19 protein-coding genes and 1 tRNA gene are annotated in these 23083 nt (G+C 44.0%); 10 read left to right on the forward strand and 10 right to left on the reverse strand.

Going from position 1 to position 23083, the window contains the following annotated elements; all coding sequences use genetic code 11:
• The first annotated feature begins 19 nt into the window (after positions 1 to 19).
• The gene (locus OCW38_RS12655; RefSeq protein ID WP_261894285.1) at positions 20 to 1336 is read left to right on the forward strand and encodes a multifunctional CCA addition/repair protein; all 1317 of its coding nucleotides are present in this window, start codon (positions 20 to 22) and stop codon (positions 1334 to 1336) included.
• Positions 1337 to 1428: 92 nt separating this feature from the next.
• On the opposite strand, the gene OCW38_RS12660 is transcribed toward OCW38_RS12655, so the two are convergent.
• The 3 genes from OCW38_RS12660 to folB are packed head-to-tail and all read right to left on the reverse strand — an operon-like array spanning position 1429 to position 3086.
• The gene (locus OCW38_RS12660; protein ID WP_010434624.1) at positions 1429 to 2232 is read right to left on the reverse strand and encodes an undecaprenyl-diphosphate phosphatase; all 804 of its coding nucleotides are present in this window, start codon (positions 2230 to 2232) and stop codon (positions 1429 to 1431) included.
• Between the two features lie 15 nt (positions 2233 to 2247).
• The gene (gene folK / locus OCW38_RS12665) at positions 2248 to 2730 is read right to left on the reverse strand and encodes a 2-amino-4-hydroxy-6-hydroxymethyldihydropteridine diphosphokinase (protein ID WP_010434622.1); all 483 of its coding nucleotides are present in this window, start codon (positions 2728 to 2730) and stop codon (positions 2248 to 2250) included.
• A complete protein-coding gene (gene folB / locus OCW38_RS12670) occupies positions 2727 to 3086 on the reverse strand; it encodes a dihydroneopterin aldolase (RefSeq protein WP_004735969.1) in 360 nt (119 codons plus the stop codon). The genes folK and folB overlap by 4 nt, the downstream gene beginning before the upstream one ends.
• A 138-nt stretch (positions 3087 to 3224) precedes the next feature.
• On the opposite strand from folB, the gene plsY reads away from it, so the two are divergent.
• A complete protein-coding gene (plsY, locus tag OCW38_RS12675) occupies positions 3225 to 3821 on the forward strand; it encodes a glycerol-3-phosphate 1-O-acyltransferase PlsY (RefSeq protein ID WP_016767764.1) in 597 nt (198 codons plus the stop codon).
• A 92-nt stretch (positions 3822 to 3913) separates the two neighbouring features.
• On the opposite strand, the gene OCW38_RS12680 is transcribed toward plsY, so the two are convergent.
• Both OCW38_RS12680 and tsaD read right to left on the reverse strand, forming a co-directional pair.
• Entirely contained in the window at positions 3914 to 4729 is an 816-nt protein-coding gene (locus tag OCW38_RS12680; protein WP_010434616.1) for an alpha/beta fold hydrolase, read from the reverse strand.
• Positions 4730 to 4902: 173 nt separating this feature from the next.
• On the reverse strand, positions 4903 to 5919 hold the full coding sequence (tsaD, locus tag OCW38_RS12685) for a tRNA (adenosine(37)-N6)-threonylcarbamoyltransferase complex transferase subunit TsaD (RefSeq protein WP_010434613.1): 1017 nt from the start codon (positions 5917 to 5919) through the stop codon (positions 4903 to 4905).
• A gap of 257 nt (positions 5920 to 6176) precedes the next feature.
• On the opposite strand from tsaD, the gene rpsU reads away from it, so the two are divergent.
• The 6 genes from rpsU to OCW38_RS12715 all read left to right on the forward strand — a co-directional run bounded on the left by rpsU (position 6177) and on the right by OCW38_RS12715 (position 12387).
• Positions 6177 to 6392 (forward strand): 30S ribosomal protein S21, encoded by a 216-nt coding sequence (gene rpsU / locus OCW38_RS12690; RefSeq protein WP_004396009.1) that lies wholly within the window; start codon positions 6177 to 6179, stop codon positions 6390 to 6392.
• Positions 6393 to 6417: 25 nt separating this feature from the next.
• Positions 6418 to 6861, forward strand: a complete 444-nt coding sequence (locus tag OCW38_RS12695; RefSeq protein ID WP_010434610.1) for a GatB/YqeY domain-containing protein — start codon at positions 6418 to 6420, stop codon at positions 6859 to 6861.
• 119 nt (positions 6862 to 6980) lie between these two features.
• The gene (dnaG, locus tag OCW38_RS12700; protein WP_010434609.1) at positions 6981 to 8732 is read left to right on the forward strand and encodes a DNA primase; all 1752 of its coding nucleotides are present in this window, start codon (positions 6981 to 6983) and stop codon (positions 8730 to 8732) included.
• Between the two features lie 99 nt (positions 8733 to 8831).
• A complete protein-coding gene (gene rpoD / locus OCW38_RS12705; RefSeq protein ID WP_010434608.1) occupies positions 8832 to 10676 on the forward strand; it encodes an RNA polymerase sigma factor RpoD in 1845 nt (614 codons plus the stop codon).
• A gap of 163 nt (positions 10677 to 10839) precedes the next feature.
• Positions 10840 to 10915 (forward strand) — tRNA-Ile (locus tag OCW38_RS12710).
• Positions 10916 to 11118: 203 nt separating this feature from the next.
• Complete coding sequence (locus OCW38_RS12715) at positions 11119 to 12387, forward strand: O-acetylhomoserine aminocarboxypropyltransferase/cysteine synthase family protein (RefSeq protein WP_261894291.1); 1269 nt, start codon at positions 11119 to 11121, stop codon at positions 12385 to 12387.
• Positions 12388 to 12492: 105 nt separating this feature from the next.
• Here OCW38_RS12715 and glmS read toward each other — a convergent pair whose 3' ends face one another.
• A complete protein-coding gene (gene glmS, locus OCW38_RS12720) occupies positions 12493 to 14325 on the reverse strand; it encodes a glutamine--fructose-6-phosphate transaminase (isomerizing) (protein ID WP_261894293.1) in 1833 nt (610 codons plus the stop codon).
• A gap of 105 nt (positions 14326 to 14430) precedes the next feature.
• Positions 14431 to 15201: a DeoR/GlpR family DNA-binding transcription regulator gene (locus tag OCW38_RS12725; RefSeq protein ID WP_010434523.1), complete on the reverse strand. Its 771-nt coding sequence runs from the start codon at positions 15199 to 15201 to the stop codon at positions 14431 to 14433.
• 429 nt (positions 15202 to 15630) lie between these two features.
• Between OCW38_RS12725 and pykF the strand changes: the two genes are divergently transcribed.
• Positions 15631 to 17043, forward strand: coding sequence for a pyruvate kinase PykF (gene pykF / locus OCW38_RS12730; protein ID WP_010434521.1), 1413 nt, complete (start codon positions 15631 to 15633; stop codon positions 17041 to 17043).
• 223 nt (positions 17044 to 17266) lie between these two features.
• Positions 17267 to 17890, forward strand: a complete 624-nt coding sequence (locus OCW38_RS12735) for a GntR family transcriptional regulator (RefSeq protein WP_010434520.1) — start codon at positions 17267 to 17269, stop codon at positions 17888 to 17890.
• A gap of 661 nt (positions 17891 to 18551) precedes the next feature.
• Here OCW38_RS12735 and OCW38_RS12740 read toward each other — a convergent pair.
• The 3 genes from OCW38_RS12740 to OCW38_RS12750 form a co-directional block, all read right to left on the reverse strand.
• Positions 18552 to 20435 carry a sensor domain-containing diguanylate cyclase gene (locus OCW38_RS12740; RefSeq protein ID WP_261894296.1) on the reverse strand — a complete coding sequence of 628 codons (1884 nt, stop codon included), beginning with the start codon at positions 20433 to 20435 and terminating at the stop codon, positions 18552 to 18554.
• A gap of 111 nt (positions 20436 to 20546) precedes the next feature.
• Positions 20547 to 21041: an acetolactate synthase small subunit gene (gene ilvN, locus OCW38_RS12745; protein WP_008219984.1), complete on the reverse strand. Its 495-nt coding sequence runs from the start codon at positions 21039 to 21041 to the stop codon at positions 20547 to 20549.
• Between the two features lies 1 nt (position 21042).
• Positions 21043 to 22782: an acetolactate synthase 3 large subunit gene (locus tag OCW38_RS12750; RefSeq protein ID WP_010434509.1), complete on the reverse strand. Its 1740-nt coding sequence runs from the start codon at positions 22780 to 22782 to the stop codon at positions 21043 to 21045.
• Positions 22783 to 23083 lie beyond the last annotated feature (301 nt).

The following is a 23083-nucleotide window of genomic DNA, read 5'->3' on the forward strand; positions in this document are numbered from 1 at the left end:
CGATTAATGGAAAGTACCATTGCTTGCAGTAAAGTCCAGCAGTGATAAAACATTTCGAGGTGATAAGTTGCAAATATTCGATAGCCTACCAAAAGAGAATGGGCTACAACGCTATCTCGTCGGCGGTGCGGTACGCGACCAACTGCTCAACACTGAAAGTTATGATAAAGATTGGGTGGTCGTCGGAAGTACTCCTCAAGAGATGGAGAGCCTTGGCTTTACCGCTGTCGGGAAGGATTTCCCTGTCTTCTTACATCCAAAAACCAAAGAAGAGCACGCACTGGCTCGTACCGAAAGAAAGTCTGGCTCAGGTTACACCGGCTTCGAATGTTACTTTGCGCCAGACGTAAGTTTGGAAGAAGATCTGATGCGTCGAGATTTGACGATCAACGCTATTGCTCAAGATGACAAGGGCCAACTTTACGATCCTTACCATGGCGAGAGAGATCTCTCTGATCGAATTCTAAGACACGTTTCTGATGCGTTTATAGAGGATCCTCTACGAGTGCTGCGCGTCGCTCGCTTTGCAGCAAAACTTCACCATCTTAACTTCACGGTTGCACCTGAAACCATGGATATGATGAGTAAGATCGTCCAATCCGGTGAACTCGCACACCTCACCGCAGAACGAGTTTGGCAAGAGTGGCATAAGTCTCTTAGTACATCACATCCAGAGGTGTTCCTTTCCGTTTTAAGAGAATGTGGCGCATTGGCTGTTGTATTACCTGAAATTGATGCTCTATTTGGCGTACCTCAGCCTGAAAAATGGCACCCTGAGATCGACACGGGGATTCACACTCTGATGGTTGCTCGACAAGCAGCACTCTTAAGCCAGTCATTGCCTGTGCGCTTTGCTGCTCAAGTGCACGACTTAGGCAAAGGCGTCACACCAGAGAAAGAATGGCCAAGCCACAAAATGCATTGTCACACTGGTTTAAAGATCATTAAAAGGCTTTGCCAAAGAGTACGAGTGCCCAATGAGTTTAGAGATTTATCACTGCTGGTATGCGAGCAACACTCTAATATCCATCGAGCAAGTGAGCTCAAACCAGCCACTTTCCTCAAAATTCTCAATAAGTTCGATGTTTGGCGTAAACCAGATAGGCTAGATAACATATTACTTTGCTGCCAAGCTGATCACGCAGGTCGTAAAGGATTAGAAGATCAGCCTTATCCTCAGAAAGCGCGTTTTGAAGTGGCTTACCAAGCGGCGCTTCAAGTCGAGGTTAAATCGATTATTGCCGATGGTTTTCAAGGTAAAGAGATTCGAGAAGAGCAAGAGAAACGCAGAGCTGCAGCCATTGAAAACGCATTATCAGAGCTCACTAATACTTAGTCTTCACTCCATTAGTAAACACGCATTAAAAAGCCCGCGAGTCAGCGGGCTTTTTATTTCAATCTTTACGACGAGACTGTTATCAGCGTCTGTTATTGCATCATTAAGAAAGCAAACAGACCACAACCTAGAATTAGGCGGTAGATAACAAATGGTGTCATACCCATGCGTGAAATAAGCTTCAAGAAGAAGTGAATACAGATGTAAGCACTGATGAAAGACACCGCAACACCCGTTAGCAGAGTGCCAACATGGATTGGGTCACCGCTTGTCACCAACTTAAGACCCAAGTAGCCACCAGCCAAAGTGATGATTGGAATAGACATCAAGAAAGAGAATCGAGCTGCCGCTTCACGAGTAAAGCCAAGGTAAAGCGCTGCAGTAATGGTTGCGCCAGAACGAGACGTTCCCGGGATAATCGCCATTGCTTGAGCCAGGCCAATAAACAAAGCCTTTTTCCAACCCGCTTGGTATTCGTCATCACGTAGGCTTGAATTCTTATCCACCCACCATAGCAATAGGCCAAAAATGATCGTCGTCGTTGCAATCACCCACGCGCTACGCAAGTAAAGCTCAACAATGTCTTTCATCAACAAGCCAAAGATACATGCCGGGATCGTTGCGAGAATGATCATCCACGCTAACTTCGCTTCTTTACTGCGATCACCCTTAAATACCGAGCCAAAAAACGCACTCAACAAAGAGACCACTTCTTTGCGGAAATAAATAACCACTGCAGCCAACGTACCAACATGTACTGCAACATCAAAAGCCAAACCTTGATCTTCCCAACCCAATACCGCGGAAGGAAGGATTAAGTGTGCTGAACTGGAAATAGGTAGAAATTCAGTAAAGCCTTGTACCAACGCCAATATAAACGCTTCAAAATAACTCATTACTTACCTTAAAAATTATAGTTTTATGTCTACGACAGAGAGCGAGTCTAGTTGCTGCATCTTCTGCCATATTTCACCGACGGTTCGTCCGTCTTGCGGGATGACTCTCGCAGGACAGAGATCATAAAGTGGTTGTGTTACAAAAGGATATTTATAAATATCACTGCGTGGTAATTCTGGATCGCTCTCAGAAACCACCTCTCCAAACAGCACAATATCAAGATCGAGCTTTCGATCTTGAAGCTTATGAGCGTCTTCAGAGCGACCCCATTTAAACTCAATCTTACGCAGTTGCTGTGAAAATTCAGTCAATGATAGTGATGTGTCGAGTTCTATCACAAAGTTATAAAACGAGTGGCTTTTAAACCCCACAGGCTCACAGTGATAGATTTTAGAGCATTTAAGGTTAGTCCCTAACGATTGAAGCTCTGTCCATGCCACCCTTGCATGCTTGTCGCGGTCTATGTTCGTGCCGACACCAACATAGGCTATTGTCATGCCTGACCTCGTTCGATGATCACACCCACAGCTTTCGCTTGTGGCACTGCGCCAGGTTTAGCCAAACGGATCTTAATCCAAGGCACAGAGAATTGAGTCATGATCAATTCAGCGACTTCTTCTGCTACACGTTCAACCAATAAGAAGCGACCATTAGCAATATGATCTAATACCGCAGTGCTCACTGTCGAATAATCCAAAGCATCGACTACATCGTCACTTTTTCCCGCAGGGCGGTTGTCATGAGCCATTTCAATATCAAGTACAAGTTTTTGTTTAATCTCTTGTTCCCAATCGTAAACACCGATCGTTGTAATTACTTCTAGCTGTTCAATGAAAACTTTATCCAGTGCCATGACTTGTCCTTTTAGAGGTCGGATACCCATATTGGGGAAAAAAACGTATTATTCGTGTAATTCCAGATATGATATCAATTACTCTTGGATTGAGCATTATTTTCCCATCGTTAGGCTTACAACCGTTTAAGGAAAAACATGACCCCTTTGGCACTTATCATGATCATTGCAGCCTATTTGCTAGGTTCAATTTCGAGTGCGGTCTTGATATGCCGAGTCTTAAGACTTCCTGATCCAAGAACGGTAGGCTCCAACAATCCAGGGGCCACCAATGTACTCCGCTTGGGCGGTAAAGGCGCCGCGGCAGCCGTGCTACTTTGTGACATGCTTAAAGGCACCATTCCAGTCTGGCTTGGCTACTACCTCAATATCGACTCGATCATTTTAGGCGTTGTCGCTATTGCTGCATGCCTTGGTCATATGTACCCGATATTCTTCCACTTCAAAGGCGGTAAAGGCGTTGCCACCGCACTTGGAGCCATCGCACCAATTGGATTCGATTTAACAGGCATGATCATGGCGACATGGTTAGTGGTGGCATTTTTGTTTCGTTATTCTTCTTTAGCGGCATTGGTTACTGTGTTGCTTGCGCCTTTCTACGCTTGGTTAGTCAAACCTCAATACACACTGCCAGTAGCCATGTTGTGTTGCTTAATCGTTCTACGTCACCATCAGAATATTCGTCGCTTACTCGATGGCAGTGAACCAAAACTCGGGCAAAAAAAATCGGCTTAAACTGTCATGTCTAAGCCGAACCATTTTAAAACCGAGATACGTTTAAAGCGACGTAAGTATGAGTCGATCAATCATACTCAGTATTTTAGAGCTTACAGCAGATGTTTATCTAAAAACGTCTTCAGCATAGCGTTAACAAACTCTGGCTGCTCTAGCGAACTAATATGACCCGCCCCAGGAATCACCACTAACTCACTGCCTGTAATGCAATCGTGCATTAAGTAAGATTCCAATGCTGGACGTGGCTTATCTTCTTGTCCAACGGCAATCAAAACTGGCAATGCAAAGTTCTCTACCACTTCAATCATATCGCGACGTCCAAACACCATTCGACCGATTCGCGCTACTTCTTCAGCCTTATCACCCTCAAGTGATGATAACTGCTGAGTAAAACCGTCCACTAAAGTTGGCGTGTTGGTTTGAGCATCATTCGCAAAGAACAATGGAACCACCGCTTCAACAATCGGTTGAGGCACCATCTTGGTTTGAGTAATGGTGTCTAACATGTGGAAGTATTTAGCATGAGCAACTTCTGGCTCTAGGCCTACGAAAGTATCCATTAGAACCAAAGACTTGATGCGTGCAGGTGCAAGTTCCGCTAACTCTGCTCCCCACATACCGCCAACCGATAAACCAACCACTGAGAATTCTTCGATCTCTAAATGATCAAGCAGAGCCAAAACGTGCTGAGCGTAATCTTTTAGGTTACGCATTGAACTTGGTGCAGCTTGAGATTCACCATGAGACCAAAGCTCTGGAACAATACAACGATACTGCGCTTTTAGCGCATCGATCTGTGGCTTCCACATCGCACTATCCCAAAGATAGCTGTGGCCGAATACTACGACAGGGCCTTGACCTTCATCGAGGTACGTCATTGACTGATTATCTACAGTAAACTTGTTCATTTTCTTCCCTAATATCTCTCTACGAATATCGCTCAGCTTATGAAACGACGATATATAAAAACGGCCGCACGAGGCGACCGTTTATCGAAACACACTGGTTTATTCTGCGCTTAGTTTTTGTTGATCGACTGTTTTCGTTGATCGACTTTTTCTCGTTGAACGATTGCGACTACTTAAGCAATTGGCTCTAGTTGGTCAATTGGCCAACGCGGCGTGGCATGAACAGACAAATCAGCCGTTTCACCATTTTTAAGGCGTTGCATACCCGCGTAAGCAATCATCGCACCGTTATCAGTACAGAACTCAGTGCGTGGGTAGTACACCTCACCACCGATTTTCTTCGCCAGCGCTTCAAGCTCAATACGTAGCTGTTTGTTGGCACTTACACCACCAGCAATCACTATACGTTTCATGCCCGTTTCCGCCAAGGCACGCTTACATTTGATTACCAAGGTCGCACAAACGGCTTCTTGGAACGCGTAAGCGATATCAGCACGTGTCTGATCGTCGTTGTCATTCGCACGAATCGTGTTCGCAGCAAATGTTTTTAGACCAGAAAAGCTCATATCGAGCCCTGGACGATCGGTCATTGGACGCGGGAACTTAAAACGACCTGGAGTGCCTTTTTCTGCTAAACGAGACAGCAATGGACCACCTGGGTAATCTAAACCCATCAACTTCGCGGTCTTATCAAAAGCTTCACCGGCCGCATCATCAATCGATTCACCAAGAATTCGATACTCGCCGATGCCTTTCACTTCTACCATCATGGTATGTCCGCCAGAAACCAGCAGAGCCACAAATGGGAATGGTGGCGGGTTATCTTCTAACATTGGCGCAAGAAGGTGACCTTCCATATGGTGCACTGGCACAGCAGGCACGCCCCACGCATAAGCAATACTACGACCAATCGTTGCACCCACGAGCAGTGCACCAACTAAACCTGGGCCAGCCGTGTAAGCAACACCATCAATGTCTTTGGAGGTCAAGTTAGCTTCCGCTAATGCCGCTTTAATCAGTGGAATGGTCTTTTTCACGTGGTCACGTGATGCAAGTTCAGGCACCACACCACCATAATCGGCGTGCAGTTTTACTTGGCTGTATAATTGATGAGAAAGCAGCCCTTGCTCATCATCATAAATCGCGATTCCTGTTTCATCACAAGAGGTTTCAATACCAATAATGCGCATAATTTTCTCGGCACGCTTTCGTCTAAAATGGGAAATTAGCGCAATATTACCCTGCCTAAGCTCTTCAAACAAATATTGTACAGACTATAATCGACAAAGTGCTTTACAAAGCCACTGTGATCGGATTAAAATTCCGCACCATTTTTGATCAAGCTGGTTAATGGCCAAACGCGAATAGAGAGTTAGCTCGATGGTAACTTCTCTGATTTGGTACTGAGTGACCAGCGATAATGAATAACCCCTGAGGTGAAAGGCATATGCCAATAGTTAAAGTACGTGAAAACGAACCGTTCGACGTTGCACTACGTCGTTTCAAGCGCTCTTGTGAAAAAGCAGGTATCCTTTCTGAAGTGCGTCGTCGTGAGCATTACGAAAAACCAACTACAGTTCGCAAACGCGCTAAAGCAGCAGCTCAAAAGCGTCACGCTAAGAAGCTAGCTCGCGAAAACGCACGTCGCGTTCGCCTGTACTAATAACTTAATCCATAAGGACTGAGTTATGGCTCTTATTGAACAACTCAAAGAAGAGCAAAAATTAGCGATGAAAGCCAAGGACAAACCGCGCCTTGGCACTATCCGCTTAGCTCTTTCAGCAATTAAGCAACGTGAAGTTGACGAACGGATCACTCTGAACGACGACGACATTCTTGCTGTATTAGTTAAAATGGTTAAGCAACGTCGCGATTCTGTTGCTCAATATGAATCGGCAAATCGTCAAGATCTTGCTGATGTGGAAAAAGCAGAAATTACTGTACTTGAAGGCTTTATGCCTCAGCCGTTAACCGAAGAAGAAGTTATTGCACTACTTGATAGCGCAATCGCCGAAGCTCAACCAGCGGGCATGCAAGACATGGGTAAAGTAATGGCTATCTTGAAACCACAAATTCAAGGGCGTGCAGATATGGGTAAAGTGAGTGGTTTAGTTCGTTCTAAACTCGCTTAATCCCAAATCAAATTGCAACAAGCCGTGCAATCCTTCGGAACGCACGGCTTGTTTGTATCTGTAACCCATTCAAACTATTATTATCCACACTCTCAGTTAGTGCATTTTTCTAAGGTTTTATGGCAGGACACATCCCGCGCAGTTTCATCGATGATCTCCTAGCACGTCTCGACATTGTCGATATTGTCGACGCACGCGTGAAACTTAAGAAAAAAGGCAAAAACTATGGTGCTTGTTGTCCATTTCACAATGAGAAAACCCCCTCTTTCAGCGTAAGCCAAGAAAAACAGTTTTATCACTGCTTTGGCTGTGGCGTACATGGCAATGCCATCGACTTCATGATGGAGTTCGAACGCCTCGATTTCGTGGAAGCGATTGAAGAGCTTGCTTCCTTTCTCGGGTTAGATGTCCCAAGAGAACAGCGCAGCGGTGAAATATCAACAACACCAAGAGCCAACAGCGAACAAAAACGTAACCTCTACGATTTGATGGGCGGAATCAGTAATTTTTACCGCTCTCAACTGAAGATCTCAGCTAACAAACCTGCGATTGATTACCTAAAAAATCGTGGACTGTCTGGTGAAATCGTCCAGAAATTTGGTATTGGTTACGTTGCCGACGAGTGGGACCTTGTTCGTAAAAACTTCGGGCAACAAAAAGAAGCCCAAGACATGCTGGTTACTGGCGGCATGTTAATAGAAAACGATAAAGGCAACCGATACGATCGATTCCGTGGACGCGTAATGTTCCCGATTCGTGACCGTCGTGGCCGAGTGATTGGATTTGGTGGTCGTGTTTTAGAAGACGGCACGCCGAAATATCTAAACTCACCAGAAACGCCTATCTTCCATAAAGGTAAAGAGCTTTACGGCCTTTATGAAGTGATGCAAGCCTACCGTGAACCGCCTCAGATACTTGTTGTAGAAGGTTACATGGATGTCGTCGCTCTCGCGCAATATGGTGTCGATTATTCAGTAGCCTCACTGGGCACCTCAACTACAGGTGACCACGTTCAAATGTTATTCCGACAAACCAGTACCGTGGTTTGTTGTTATGATGGCGACAGAGCAGGTAAAGAAGCGGCGTGGCGCGCATTAGAAAACGCATTAGAGTTTCTAAAAACAGGTAATACGCTGAAGTTCCTATTTTTGCCTGATGGCGAAGACCCTGACAGCTATATAAGAGAACACGGTAAAGACGCTTTTGAACAACTGGTACAAAATGCGACCCCGCTCTCGACTTACTTGTTTGATAACCTCATCGAACTGCATAAGCTAAACTTAGGAACAACCGAAGGAAAATCGGCCCTGCGTGCACACGCCAGTGCCCTGATTAATAAAATCCCTGACAGTTACTTCCAAGAACTGCTCGAAAAATTACTCGATGAGCGTACTGGATTTGATAACCAATTGAGACGTGCTCGCGTTCATACAAAAAACCCGACACCTCAACCGCATAAAGAGCTCAAGCGCACTCCAATGCGTGAAGTTATCGCTTTGCTTATCCAAAATCCGAGCTATGCTGATATGGTACCGGACTTATCAAGCGTCAAAGGCTTACAGTTGCCTGGACTAAGTTTATTCGTTGAAGTACTTGATAAATGCCACGCGCATCCCCATATCAACACAGGCCAATTATTAGAGCATTGGCGACATAATAAACATGAGGCACTTCTGTCTCGTCTCGCGAGCTGGGAAATCCCCCTCGACGAAGACAATCAAGAAGACATATTTTTAGATTCATTGGACAATATCCTTGCCCAGTGCGTTGAAAAACAAATTGAAAACCTGCAGGCCAAAGCAAGAAGTGTCGGTTTATCAGCCGAAGAAAAAAGGGAGCTACTAGCTTTAATGCTAGATCTAAAAGCGTAACCCTGTTTGATTAGTCAGCATTTAATAAATTTGTTAACATAATTGGTTTGCATTTGAGAATGCAACGTCCTTCACCAGACCTGAAGTTGGATATCATCTATGGATCAAAATCCGCAGTCACAGCTAAAATTACTTGTTATTAAAGGCAAGGAACAAGGCTATCTGACCTACGCCGAAGTAAACGACCACCTACCTGCAGAAATCGTGGATTCTGAACAGGTAGAAGACATCATTCAAATGATTAACGACATGGGTATCAAGGTAGTAGAAACTGCACCTGATGCTGATGATCTAGCTCTTAATGATGACGATGCCAATATAGATGAAGATGCAGCTGAAGCTGCTGCTGCTGCGCTTTCAAGCGTAGAGAGCGAGATTGGCCGTACTACTGACCCTGTTCGTATGTACATGCGTGAAATGGGCACAGTTGAGCTACTGACTCGTGAAGGCGAGATCGACATTGCTAAGCGTATTGAAGACGGTATTAATACCGTTCAACTATCCGTTGCTGAGTACCCAGGCACCATTCCATATATCTTGGAACAGTTTGACCGCGTACAAGCAGAAGAGATTCGCTTAACAGACCTAATCAATGGCTTTGTTGACCCAGACGACGATGGCACAGCTGCGCCAACGGCAACACACATCGGTTCAGAACTTGCTGAAACTGATCTGGAAGACGAAGACAAAGAAGAAGCTGAAGACGACGAGGAAGAGGAAGAAGAAGATACAGGTATTGATCCTGAGCTTGCTCTTGAGAAGTTTACAGCGCTTCGTACTAGCTACCAAAACCGTCAGCTAGCAATCAATGAATACGGCCACGAAAGCCCGAAAGCAACGATTGCAACAACAATGATGCAAGACGTATTCAAAGAATTCCGTCTGACACCAAAACAGTTTGACTACCTAGTAAATGAACTTCGCACTTCAATGGATCGTGTACGTACTCAAGAACGCCTAATCATGCGTCAAACGGTTGAGTACGGCAAAATGCCGAAGAAATCATTCATTGCCTTATTTACTGGCAACGAATCTAGCGAAGCATGGTTGGATGAAGTTCTTGCTTCAGATAAGCCATACGCAGAAAAAATTAAACGTAACGAGCACGACATTCGTCGTTCTATCCAAAAACTGGATATGATCGAACGCGAAACCTCTCTTACTGTTCAAAGCATTAAAGACATCAGCCGTCGTATGTCTATCGGTGAAGCGAAAGCTCGTCGTGCGAAGAAAGAGATGGTTGAGGCGAACTTACGTCTAGTAATCTCGATTGCTAAGAAGTACACAAACCGTGGTCTACAATTCCTGGATCTAATCCAAGAAGGTAACATCGGTCTGATGAAAGCCGTAGATAAGTTTGAATACCGTCGTGGTTACAAGTTCTCTACTTACGCTACGTGGTGGATCCGTCAAGCAATCACTCGTTCGATTGCCGACCAAGCTCGTACTATCCGTATTCCGGTTCACATGATCGAAACGATCAACAAACTAAACCGTATCTCTCGTCAAATGCTACAAGAGATGGGTCGTGAACCACTTCCGGAAGAATTGGCTGAACGCATGCAAATGCCTGAAGACAAGATCCGCAAAGTACTGAAAATCGCTAAAGAGCCTATCTCAATGGAGACACCAATCGGTGACGACGAAGATTCGCACCTAGGTGATTTCATCGAGGATACAACTCTTGAGCTTCCTTTAGACTCAGCAACGGCAACCAGCCTACGCGGTGCAACTAAAGACGTTCTTGCGGGCCTAACTCCTCGTGAAGCTAAAGTACTACGTATGCGTTTCGGTATCGACATGAACACAGACCACACTCTTGAAGAAGTGGGTAAGCAGTTCGACGTAACTCGTGAGCGTATCCGTCAAATCGAAGCAAAAGCACTACGTAAACTTCGTCACCCAAGCCGTTCAGAAACTCTGCGCAGCTTCCTAGACGAGTAATCACACGCTTTAATGTGATTAGCTTTTAAGCTTAAAATAGAAAAGGTGAGCGTTGGCTCACCTTTTTTGTGCCTACATGATTTAAGTGGCTAAGATGTAAGCGGAATTGGCCCCTATAGTGTCTAGACACCATTGAGCGCTTCCCCTATAATCTATGCCCTACGGCCCCTTAGCTCAGTGGTTAGAGCGCACGACTCATAATCGTTCGGTCCCCAGTTCAAATCTGGGAGGGGCCACCAAATTAGAAAAGCCAGAACAGTTTATACTGCTCTGGCTTTTTGCTTTTCTGAAGCAGTACAACTCAATAGCTATATTTCCTACAAATAGCGAATCGTCCCGAACACAATTCCAATTGCCTCTCTGTGACTGAGCTTACTTTTCTTTTATAAAAAAATCGGCAATATGAGAGTACACAAATCATTCAATAGTTCAGGGAAGACTCATGAAAGACGAAACGCTCTCGATTCACTTCGGCTACGAAACCGATCCAACAACCAAATCGGTTGCTACTCCTATTTACCAAACCGTTGCTTATGAATTCGATGATGCACAACATGGTGCCGACCTGTTTAACCTTGCAGTACCAGGTAATATCTACACTCGTATTATGAACCCAACCAATGATGTGTTGGAAAAGCGCATGGCAGCCTTAGAAGGTGGTATTGCCGGATTAGTGGTGAGTGCTGGCAGCGCTGCGATCAACTACGCGATTCAAACGTTGGCCCAAATCGGCGACAACATCGTTTCAACTCCTCAGCTTTACGGCGGTACTTACACCCTATTTGCTCATATGTTACCAAACCAAGGGATTGAAGTTCGCTTTGCAAAAGACGACAAGCCTGAGAGCTTAGCCGCGCTGATCGATGAAAAAACCAAAGCGGTTTACTGTGAGAGTATCGGTAACCCAGCAGGCAATATCATCGACTTAGAACGTGTGGCAGAGCTTGCTCACGCACAAGGTGTACCTGTGATTGTTGATAATACGGTGGCGACACCAGTGCTATGCAAACCTATCGACTTTGGTGCCGATATCGTGGTTCACTCACTCACCAAATACGTTGGTGGTCACGGAACAACGTTGGGTGGTGCTATTGTCGATTCAGGTAAATTCCCATGGGCAGAACACAAAGATCGCTTCCCCGTGTTTAATCAGCCAGAACCTTCTTACCACGGTGTGGTTTATACCGAGGCTTTTGGCGAAGCCGCGTTTATTGGTCGTGCTCGAACGGTTCCACTGCGTAATACGGGTACTGCGCTGTCGCCAATGAATGCCTTCATGCTAATGCAAGGTCTAGAAACTTTATCGCTACGCATGGAGCGACACACAGAGAATGCACTGAAAGTAGCTGAGTACCTTCAGCAACATGAGAAAGTGAGTTGGGTGAGCTACGCGGGTTTACCAACGTCTGAGTTCTATCCGCTGGCTGAGAAATACATGCAAGGTAAGCCGTCTGCCATTTTATCTTTTGGCTTGAAAGATGGTTATGAAGCAGGTGTTCGTTTCTATGATGCTCTACAAATCTTCAAGCGCTTGGTGAACATCGGCGATGCAAAATCTCTCGCTTGTCACCCTGCCTCTACAACACACCGTCAATTAAGCGAAGCGGAACAAAAGCAAGCTGGTGTATCACCAGAGATGATTCGCCTCTCAGTAGGCATTGAGCATATTGACGATATCTTGGCTGACCTAGAGCAAGCACTTAGCGCTTAATGACGCTACCGCTAGCTCTAACACTGATCGTTAATTAACAGACACAAAAAAAGCCCATCACAGGATGGGCTTCTTATTATCTAATTTTCTTAGATGGGCTAACGATTACTCAACCGTTACTGCTTTCGCAAGGTTACGAGGTTGGTCAACATCGGTACCCTTGATTAGCGCTACGTGGTAAGACAACAGCTGCATTGGTACTGTGTAGTAGATAGGTGCTGTTACTTCACTTACGTGAGGCATCTTGATGATCTTCATGTTCTCATCGCTTTCAAAGCCTGCATCTTCATCTGCGAATACGTAAAGTAGACCGCCACGAGCACGTACTTCTTCAACGTTTGATTTCAGCTTCTCTAGCAAGTCGTTGCTTGGTGCAATAACCACAACAGGCATATCTGCATCGATAAGAGCCAAAGGACCGTGCTTAAGCTCACCAGCCGCGTAGGCTTCTGCGTGAATGTAAGAGATCTCTTTCAGCTTAAGAGACGCTTCCATCGCGATTGGGTAGAACTCACCACGACCCAAGAACAGTGTGTGGTGCTTATCTGCAAAATCAGGTGCTAGCGCTTCGATCTCTTTATCAAACGCTAATGCTTTCTCGATATCAGCAGGCAGTTGATGCAGTGCTTGAACGATCTCTGCTTCTTTCTCTTCATTGATGCGACCTTGCAGGCGACCAATTGACGTTACCATCATCAGCATTGCAGCTAGTTGAGTTGTGAAAGCTTTAGTAGAAGCAACACCGATCTCTGTTCCTGCGCGAGTCATGAAGGCAAAATCAGATTCACGAACTAACGAAGAACCTGCAACGTTACAAATAGTCATTGCTGACATGTAACCTTTTTCTTTTGCAAGACGAAGTGCAGCAAGCGTATCCGCCGTTTCACCAGATTGAGACAGAGTCACCAATAGGCTGTTCGGGCGAACAACGAAGTCACGGTAACGGAACTCAGAAGCGATCTCTACGTCACAACTCACGCCAGCTAGAGATTCAAACCAGTAGCGAGCCGCCATACCTGAGTTGTAAGACGTACCACATGCGATGATCTGCACGTGTTCAACCTTGCTTAGGATCTCTTCTGCCTTAACACCAATTGCATTAGTGATAACAGACGTTTCAGAGATGCGACCTTCCATCGTGTTGATTAACGCTGTTGGCTGTTCAAAGATCTCTTTCTGCATGAAGTGACGGTATTGACCTTTATCACCCGCATCGTGTTCTACATTTGACTCAACGATGTCACGTTCAACACGCTCACCCGCTACATCAAATACCGTAACATCACGACGAGTTACCTCAGCAACATCACCTTCTTCAAGGTACATGAAGCGACGAGTTACACTTAGTAGTGCCAATTGATCAGATGCTAGGAAGTTCTCACCAACACCGAAACCGATAACAATCGGGCTACCAGAACGAGCCACAACAATACGGCTAGGATCTTTACGATCAACAGCTACCGTGCCGTATGCACCGTCTAATTGTTTTGCTGTTTTTTGCAGTGCTTCAACCAAAGAGTCTGATGTGCGCAATTCCCACTCAACTAGGTGAGCAATAACTTCAGTATCCGTTTGTGAAGTAAACACGTAACCACGCTCTTGCAATAGAACGCGCAGTGCTTCGTGGTTTTCGATAATGCCATTGTGTACAACGGCAATATCGCCAGACATGTGTGGGTGTGCGTTCGCTTCAGATGGCTCACCGTGTGTCGCCCAACGAGTATGAGCAATACCAGTACCGCCAATCACATGTTGCTCGTCTACTGCGTCTGCTAGCTCTTGCACTTTACCTAGGCGGCGTACACGAGTTAGGTTCGATTCACTATCAACCACAGCAACACCTGCTGAATCATAACCTCGGTATTCTAAGCGGCGAAGGCCTTCTACTAAGATTTCAGCTACATCACGTTGTGCTACTGCACCAACAATTCCACACATAGTTTTACTCCATCAATTTCGTTTATTCCTACTGGCAGCAAGCAAAGGCCATATCTTCAATAGATCAATTATAGGAAGTTAAATGCACAATAATTTAAATTAAGTTTAGGTTGGATCCGTTAGGATCACTCGAACGTCATGTGATTCAATACTTGCTTGGGATTCTTTACCCAAGTCTGTATCTGTTATCAAAATATCGATGTGTTCCCACGCTAGTTCCAAATTAGGGATCTTTCGTCCCACTTTTTCAGACTCAACCATCACGATGACTTCTCGTGACACTTCAGCCATAACTTTGCTCAGACCAATCAATTCATTGAAAGTAGTCGTTCCCCTATCAAGGTCGATACCATCAGCACCGATGAACAATTGGTCAAAATCGTAAGCACGAAGTACCGACTCTGCGACCTTGCCTTGGAAAGAATCCGAATGGGTATCCCAAGTACCACCCGTCATTAATAATGTCGGTTCACTTTCAAGCTCATTAAGCGCATTAGCCACATGCAACGAGTTGGTCATAACAACCAAACCACGCTTAGTATTAAGTTGCTGGATTAAGGCACCTGTCGTACTACCACTATCAATCACAATACGATTATGGTCACGAATCAAATCTGCAGCGGCTTTTGCTAGTGAAATCTTTCGAGTCGAAACTTTTTGACCCAGTTCTTCGTTCACAACCTCTTTCGGCAATGAAATCGCACCACCATAACGGCGTAAAAGCTGACCGTTTTTCTCTAAAGACGCTAAGTCCTTTCTAATAGTGACTTCTGAGGTTTCAAACTTAGCGGATAATTCATCAACACTAACCTCCCCCTTTTCATTCACTAGGTTAGAAATTGCATGTCTTCTGAGCTGGGTGTTTCGTTTCGACATTTAAAAAAGGCCAATAAGTTTCGATATGAAACACATTATAGTTACAACGAAACTATTTAGTCCATTTATTTTGATCCAAAAAATTAATAAATAGCGATGAAACCTTGTCCTAAGACAATTGTTAAGCAGTGATATTGAAGTCATTAGGTGGTAGAATCCGCACCCGAAAAGAAAAAAAATTACAGAACTGACCGTTATTTTTCTGCAACTTTCACCTGATATGTTGGTGTAAGTCACAGAAACACGACGTTGAATCAAAATCTTTTAGTCATAAAATGACTAAAATTGATGAAAGACTTACAACTCTGAAGGACATATTGGAAGTCCCACGCTTTTACACAACAGGCACAAAATGTTGATGTAGCGGGCCAATCTTCAGAACTTAAATAAATTTCAAATTGTAACAATACTTACCGGAGAGTACCTTCCATGAAAAAGACCAAAATCGTATGTACGATTGGCCCTAAAACTGAATCTGTAGAGAAGCTAACTGAACTAGTAGATGCTGGCATGAACGTTATGCGTCTTAACTTCTCTCACGGTGACTTCGCAGAGCACGGCACTCGTATCGCGAACTTCCGTACAGTAATGGAAAACAAAGGTGAGCAACTTGCTATCCTTCTAGATACTAAAGGTCCTGAAATCCGTACTATCAAGCTTGAAGATGGTAACGACGTAGATCTAGTAGCTGGTCAAGAGTTCACTTTCACAACTGACGCAACAGTTGTTGGTAACAAAGACGTAGTAGCAGTAACTTACCTAGGTTTCGCTAAAGACCTAACCGCAGGTAACACAATCCTTGTTGATGACGGCCTAATCGAAATGGAAGTTATCGCAACAACAGAAACTGAAGTTAAGTGTAAAGTTCTTAACAACGGTGCTCTAGGCGAAAACAAAGGTGTTAACCTTCCTGGCGTATCTGTTCAACTTCCAGCTCTTTCTGAGAAAGACAAAGCTGACCTTAAGTTTGGTTGTGAGCAAGGCGTTGATTTCGTAGCTGCTTCTTTCATCCGTAAAGAAGACGACGTTAAAGAAATCCGTGAGCTTCTAAACGCTAACGGTGGCGAAAACATCCACATCATTTCTAAGATTGAAAACCAAGAAGGTGTAGATAACTTCGATTCAATCCTTGAAGCTTCTGATGGCATCATGGTTGCACGTGGTGACCTAGGTGTTGAAATCCCAGCAGAAGAAGTAATCTTCGCTCAGAAAATGATGATTGAGAAGTGTAACCGTGCACGTAAGATGGTTATCACAGCAACTCAAATGCTTGACTCTATGATCAGCAACCCACGTCCAACTCGTGCAGAAGCGGGTGACGTTGCGAACGCAATCATGGATGGCACTGATGCTGTAATGCTTTCTGGTGAAACTGCTAAAGGTAAGTACCCAGTTGAAGCTGTTACTATCATGGCTCAAATCGCGAACCGCACTGATTCAGCTCTTAAAGCTGAGCTAGGTTCTCGTCTAGACAGCCCACGTCTACGCATCACTGAAGCAGTATGTAAAGGCGCTGTAGACACAGCAGAGAAGCTAGCTGCTCCTCTAATCGTTGTTGCAACTGAAGGCGGTAAGTCTGCACGTTCAGTACGTAAGTACTTCCCAACAGCAAACATCCTTGCTCTAACAACTAACGAAAAGACAGCTGCACAGCTAGTTCTTACTAAAGGTGTTAAACCAGTTCTTGTTGACTCTATCGAGAACACAGACACGTTCTACATCAACGGTAAAGAAATCGCTCTACAATCTGGCCTAGGTAACAAAGGCGATATCGTAGTAATGGTTTCTGGCGCTCTAGTAGCTTCTGGTACTACAAACACGGCATCTGTTCACGTTCTATAAGAATGAACCGATTCGCATAAAAATATAAAAGAGGGCTTCGGCCCTCTTTTTTTATGAAACAAATCTTGCCTAACTTTTCAGTACGCTATATTATCAAACAAGATAGAACTACGTACTGTTAATATCCAATGGCTCTTTCCAAGAGATGGATTAGCAGACTAGAAATCAAATATACATGAGGTTTGTAATGTCTAGTCCTACTCTCACTGACAAAGTATCAAAGATGATTCGCCAAGATATTCTCAACGGTGAATTAACCCCAGGTCAAAAGCTCGTTGTTGCTGATCTAAAAAATAGATACAACGTTGGTGCATCTCCAATTCGTGAAGCCCTAGTGCAATTGTCTTGGAGTAAATACGTCAAACTAGAGCCACAAAAAGGCTGTTGGGTTTCTCCTGTTTCAAAGAAAGAACTCAATGATCTTTACGAAAGCCTTCGTGTTGTCTCTTCTGTTTTACTTAAGAAAGCGATTTCTGCAGGCGATGAAAGCTGGGAACTAGAAGTACTGACGTCTTACCATAAACTGTCACGCGTCCAACATGTATCAGAAGAGTTTGATTGTGTTGAGTGGGAAGAACGCCACCAACGATTTCATGCAGCATTGCTCGAAGGTGCAGACTCAGAGAACATGTTTAAGTTCTTTGACGACCTGATTAACCAAGTAAAGCGCTACCGTTTTCTAGCTATGTCAGCAGAAACTGTCGCTGATGATCTGTTCAATATTGATGAACACGAAATGATCATGAAGTTAGTATTGGCTAAAAATATTGAACAAGCGACAGAACTACTCGATCAGCATTTACTAGGCTCAATGAAACGTATTGAAGAGATTATCGAAGCCGCATAATACAAAAATAAGCTTTGATCATATAAAAACGGAGCCTAATAGCTCCGTTTTTTGTTTCCAGCATTACAACTGAACTACCACCCAAAAAACTCTTTATGATGAGTATTGAGCAGCACAACCATAGGTAAAAAATACAACGCACTGAGTTGAAAACCAAGAATGGCCAATGCACCTATAGTTAATCTCACTAAAAAATCGACAAACATACCACGCCTCTTTTAACCAGACAGTATGATCCCCAAACTCTTGCTCCTGCTAACCTAATTCTACTGCTGCCAATCAATTAATTGATAAGGCTAGATAACCAGTTGAATTACGTTAACGGTGTCGTCCTTTACATCTGGTAAACACTTTAATTTACTGTTCCGCTCTATACGGTCCAATTCGAAGCAAGGTAGTTTACTTATCGTTCAGTTTAGCTCAAATTATCACCAACATTAGACTTTAGTCTAACTGTAAGGATTTCGTGACACAGATCGCTCAAAAGTGAGATTCATAGAAATAGCACCTACCAAAGTGCTGGTTATGACGAGAAAAAGTCGAGTTAAAGTTGGGATCAAAGCGTGGATCTCATGTAGGGTTTAAGAGCGGCGTTAAGGCGTTAGACAGATCGAGAGTAGGCGATTATCTACTTGTTTGGTCTACTGAACCAATAAGATAACTACGCCACATCAGCATGACTTGGACACATTGAAACAGTATTACGCCCAGACGATTTTGAGTCATAAAGCCCGACATCAGCGCATTTATATGAACGAGTGCTGTTACTCGTTAAATCCGTAAAGCCAACGCTCACTGTCACTTTAGTACCAACAGACAGTTCTATCTCTATTCGCAAGCGATCCAATACACGTTGAGCTTCAGATAATGAAGTGTGTGGCATCAGAAGGGCAAACTCTTCACCACCGACCCTAGCAACAAAGTCAGTACTACGAAGACTGTCTTGCAGAATCTTAGCAACACAAGCAATCACACGGTCACCTTCATCATGGCCAAGCTCGTCGTTAATTCGCTTAAAGTTATCGATATCGACTAAGGCTAAACAAGTGGTCGCTTCATTAGGGTAACGCTCGACCAAACGAGAATAATACGCGAGCTGTTCTTCGAACTTACGTCGGTTCCAAAGGTTACTCAAAGAGTCTCTCTCACTGAGTACACGCAAACGCACTTCAAGCTCTTTTCTGACAGAAATATCGACTAAGGAAGTAATATAATAGCTGACCTTTCCAGAGCTATTTTTAACCGCTTGGACTCTCATGATCGCGGTGAAAGGAATACGCAGTTTGTTCTTACACTCTACTTCACCTTCCCAGACTTCTTCTTGCTCTAAATGACTCCAGATATCAGAACTTGAGAGCACTTGGTCGGTATTCTCAAGCAATAGCTGCAATGCATTCTTTCCGATAACTTGAGTTTTGCTGTACCCAGTCATGTTCTCAAATTCGTTATTGATCATCATAGTACGGTGGTGCCTATCTGAGATCATCACAGCGGACATACCATTCAAAGCGGCGCGCGCCAACTTACTCTCTAAACTACGACGTCGATAATGAGTCACTAAATAAGCAAACGGGAACGCAAAAACCAGTACCGTCAGTAACACAAACACCTCTTCTTGAGAGAGGTCACTTAGGCTTTGTTCAGCCCTATCTATCAATTGCTTCTGATCAAGATGGATCAGTAGATGGATTTTTTGATTATTGGCGAGCATAACGGTGTTAAACGCAAACAAATTACCATCTTCGAAAACGTACCCTATCTGATCGCTACTGATTGCTTGCCACGTTTTCGGGGCAATATTTTTCAGGTTGTGCCCTTTCCTTTCAGAAATAGCATCACCAAATAGCTTATTACTATTGCTGCTTGCGATGTAGTAGCCCGCCTCATTAATGACTTCGGCTCTTAAGTCATTGTCTGGTGAAAAACTAAGACGTGACGATAATCCCCATACATCGAGGTTGATAACAAGATAGCCAACTCGCTTCTCTGGTGTTTCCACAGGCGTAAATACGCGGATTACTGGCATATAAGGGAAAGTTAGCTCACCGTGCTCCGTTTCAAGCTCAATTCCCCAGCCGCCAATTTGTTCGGCCTCTAAATTTTGAGCATGTTGGAAATAGCTTGAATCAGACTTGTTTTGTAACTCTTCTGGGATTGTCACCTTTCCAGTGTCTGACGAGTAATTCACTCGAACTAGCTCTTTACCAGTGATATCCAATAAGTGAATCTGGGTATACCATTTCTGATTGACGAGAACAGATTGCCAGACCTCTTCGAGTAGATCTTTGGTTCGTTCCGACGGAGATTCTGCAAAATTGACAAGGCTTTGGCTTTGGCTGAGCAGCCCCATTACTGAAACTAATTGAGTCTTAAGCAGAGCGTAATCTCGCTTGGCATAAACGAGTTGATGGACAGCTTGTTTCGCTGAGTAGTCGAAGCTCTGCTGTTTAACTTCTTTGTAGCGCTGTAAGTAATAAAGGGCAACGGCAGAACAGAGTGTGATTGAGATAATTAGTAATGTAATTATTGATTTTTTATTTCTCATTACTAGCTCAGGAGGAAAAATAGAGCGGAGGATTATAGCACTCTATAAAATTAACAAAATAAAAGCCGCCTAAAAAAGCGGCTTAAAAGCTGTTTTTAAAAGATTTATTGTTTAGGCTTTCAACGCTCGCTCACCGCGAGCAATACCAACAACACCGCTTCTAGCGACTTCAAGCACTTCTGTTACTTCAGACAATGCCTGAATGAAGGCATCAAGTTTCTCGCTAGTACCAGCCATTTGAACCGTGTACTGAGACGCGGTTACATCCACAATCTGTCCACGGAAAATATCTGCGGTACGTTTAACTTCAGCACGAGCAAAACCACTCGCACGTACTTTTACCATCAATAATTCACGTTCAATGTGCTCAAGTTCAGAGACTTCTTGTACTTTCAGTACATCGATAAGCTTATGTAGCTGTTTCTGGATCTGCTCAAGCTGCATTTCGCTTGAATTAGTGGTGACGTTCAAACGAGAAAGTGTTGGATCATCGGTCGGAGATACATTCAAAGACTCAATGTTATAGCCACGCTGAGAAAACAGACCAACCACTCGAGAAAGTGCACCAGGTTGGTTTTCCATTAATAGTGAAATAATGTGTCTCATATTATGTTCTCTCCGTTTTACTTAGCCACATGTTGTCCATACCCTCGCCTTTGATCTGCATTGGGTATACGTGCTCGGTGTCATCCACACTGATATCGACAAATACCAAACGGTCTTTCATCGCTAGTGCTTTTTCCAAACCTGATTCCAGTTCATCCGGAGATGAAATACGCATACCAACATGGCCATAAGCCTCGGCAATTGCAGCGAAATCAGGAACAGAGTCCATATATGAATTAGAGTAACGACCTTGATAAACAATGTCTTGCCACTGTTTTACCATGCCTAAGAAACGGTTGTTAAGGTTAATAATCTTAACTGGAATATTGTATTGCAGTGCAGTCGACAGCTCTTGGATATTCATTTGAATACTGCCGTCACCAGTTACTACAACCACCTCTTCATCTGGTTTAGCAAACTTAACGCCCATACCTGCAGGTAGACCAAAACCCATCGTGCCTAGACCACCGGAGTTAATCCAACGGCGTGGCTTGTTAAACGGGTAATACAAAGCAGCAAACATTTGGTGTTGGCCTACATCAGAAGCAACATAAGCATCGCCATTGGTTACTTTATGCAGTGTTTCAATAACTTGTTGTGGCTTAATTCTCTCAGATGATTTTTCATAAGCTAAACAGTCGCGTTCTTGCCACTGTTTAATTTCACTCCACCAGCTTTCCATCGCTTGCGCATCGTTACTTCCACCTTGTTCAACAAGCAGGTTGACCATGCTCTCTAGAACTTTCTCCGCTGAGCCTACAATCGGTAGGTCCACTTTCACGTTCTTAGAGATAGAAGATGGATCGATATCAATGTGCATGATCTTCGCATCAGGGCAGTACTTATCCAGGTTATTGGTCGTTCGATCATCGAAACGCACGCCAATACCAAAGATCAAATCTGCGTTGTGCATTGCCATGTTGGCTTCATACAAACCGTGCATGCCCAACATACCCAAAGAGTTTTTATGGGTGCCCGGAAAAGCGCCAAGCCCCATTAGGGTGCTAACCACGGGTAAATTCAATGCCTCTGCTAATGTTAACAGTGGCTTATCAGCCTCAGAAATAACCGCACCACCACCGACATAAAGTACTGGCTTCTTCGCTTCAAGGAGTGCTTTTAATGCTTTCTTGATTTGGCCTTTATGACCCGTAACCGTTGGGTTATACGAACGCATCTTCAGCGTTTCTGGGTATTCATAAGGAAGCTTGATTTGTGGGTTTAAAATGTCTTTAGGCAGATCAATAACCACAGGACCAGGACGTCCTGTCGTTGAAATATAGAATGCTTTTTTAACGACTTCAGGGATATCTTCCGCTTTCTTCACGAGGAAGCTGTGCTTAACGATCGGACGGGATACGCCCACGATGTCACACTCTTGAAAGGCGTCGTTACCAATAAGGTTATTTGGTACGTTACCAGAAATAACAATCATTGGGATTGAGTCCATGTAGGCTGTTGCGATACCAGTAACGGTATTGGTTGCGCCTGGACCAGAACATACCAGTACTACACCAGGTTTACCGGTAGAACGAGTATAGCCATCGGCCATATGGGTCGCGGCTTGTTCGTGTCTTACTAATACGTGTTTAATTTCAGCAGTTTTAGCATGCAGTGCATCATAGATATCAAGTACAGAACCACCTGGGTAACCAAAGATTTGTTCTACACCCTCTTCAATTAGAGACTGCACCACCATCTCAGCGCCGGATAACATTGCTGTTTCAGGTTTTGTTGTCATATTGCTCTCCTCATCAGTTTCCAATCATATTTGGTGAACATGTTGGGCTGATTTTTCATAGTCTAGGGCTTATTCGTAGCCTAATTCGAAATACTTCCACTTTTTCGGCTATGGCTGTCTGTAGTGATAACAACAAACAGTAATACGAAACAACTTTAACGCTTTATTATCATCTGGTCTAACACCTGTTATCTGACAATCGTGGTAAAAAACCAACTATCAGCTCAAAGCATTAAATAAAACCTAAACTAAGCCCATTAAATAGCTATAACAACTAGATTGACCAACAAAAAAAGCACTT

Origin of the sequence: Vibrio cyclitrophicus (genome assembly GCF_024347435.1) — a bacterium.
In the GTDB taxonomy this organism is placed as follows: domain Bacteria; phylum Pseudomonadota; class Gammaproteobacteria; order Enterobacterales; family Vibrionaceae; genus Vibrio; species Vibrio cyclitrophicus.

Coding starts and splice junctions, on each gene's coding strand:
- OCW38_RS12660 (WP_010434624.1), bottom strand. CDS start 2,232: ATGAGTTATTTTGAAGCGTTTATATTGGCGTTGGTACAAGGCTTTACT.
- folK (WP_010434622.1), bottom strand. CDS start 2,730: ATGACAATAGCCTATGTTGGTGTCGGCACGAACATAGACCGCGACAAG.
- folB (WP_004735969.1), bottom strand. CDS start 3,086: ATGGCACTGGATAAAGTTTTCATTGAACAGCTAGAAGTAATTACAACG.
- plsY (WP_016767764.1), top strand. CDS start 3,225: ATGACCCCTTTGGCACTTATCATGATCATTGCAGCCTATTTGCTAGGT.
- OCW38_RS12680 (WP_010434616.1), bottom strand. CDS start 4,729: ATGAACAAGTTTACTGTAGATAATCAGTCAATGACGTACCTCGATGAA.
- tsaD (WP_010434613.1), bottom strand. CDS start 5,919: ATGCGCATTATTGGTATTGAAACCTCTTGTGATGAAACAGGAATCGCG.
- rpsU (WP_004396009.1), top strand. CDS start 6,177: ATGCCAATAGTTAAAGTACGTGAAAACGAACCGTTCGACGTTGCACTA.
- OCW38_RS12695 (WP_010434610.1), top strand. CDS start 6,418: ATGGCTCTTATTGAACAACTCAAAGAAGAGCAAAAATTAGCGATGAAA.
- dnaG (WP_010434609.1), top strand. CDS start 6,981: ATGGCAGGACACATCCCGCGCAGTTTCATCGATGATCTCCTAGCACGT.
- rpoD (WP_010434608.1), top strand. CDS start 8,832: ATGGATCAAAATCCGCAGTCACAGCTAAAATTACTTGTTATTAAAGGC.
- OCW38_RS12715 (WP_261894291.1), top strand. CDS start 11,119: ATGAAAGACGAAACGCTCTCGATTCACTTCGGCTACGAAACCGATCCA.
- glmS (WP_261894293.1), bottom strand. CDS start 14,325: ATGTGTGGAATTGTTGGTGCAGTAGCACAACGTGATGTAGCTGAAATC.
- OCW38_RS12725 (WP_010434523.1), bottom strand. CDS start 15,201: ATGTCGAAACGAAACACCCAGCTCAGAAGACATGCAATTTCTAACCTA.
- pykF (WP_010434521.1), top strand. CDS start 15,631: ATGAAAAAGACCAAAATCGTATGTACGATTGGCCCTAAAACTGAATCT.
- OCW38_RS12735 (WP_010434520.1), top strand. CDS start 17,267: ATGATTCGCCAAGATATTCTCAACGGTGAATTAACCCCAGGTCAAAAG.
- OCW38_RS12740 (WP_261894296.1), bottom strand. CDS start 20,435: ATGAGAAATAAAAAATCAATAATTACATTACTAATTATCTCAATCACA.
- ilvN (WP_008219984.1), bottom strand. CDS start 21,041: ATGAGACACATTATTTCACTATTAATGGAAAACCAACCTGGTGCACTT.
- OCW38_RS12750 (WP_010434509.1), bottom strand. CDS start 22,782: ATGACAACAAAACCTGAAACAGCAATGTTATCCGGCGCTGAGATGGTG.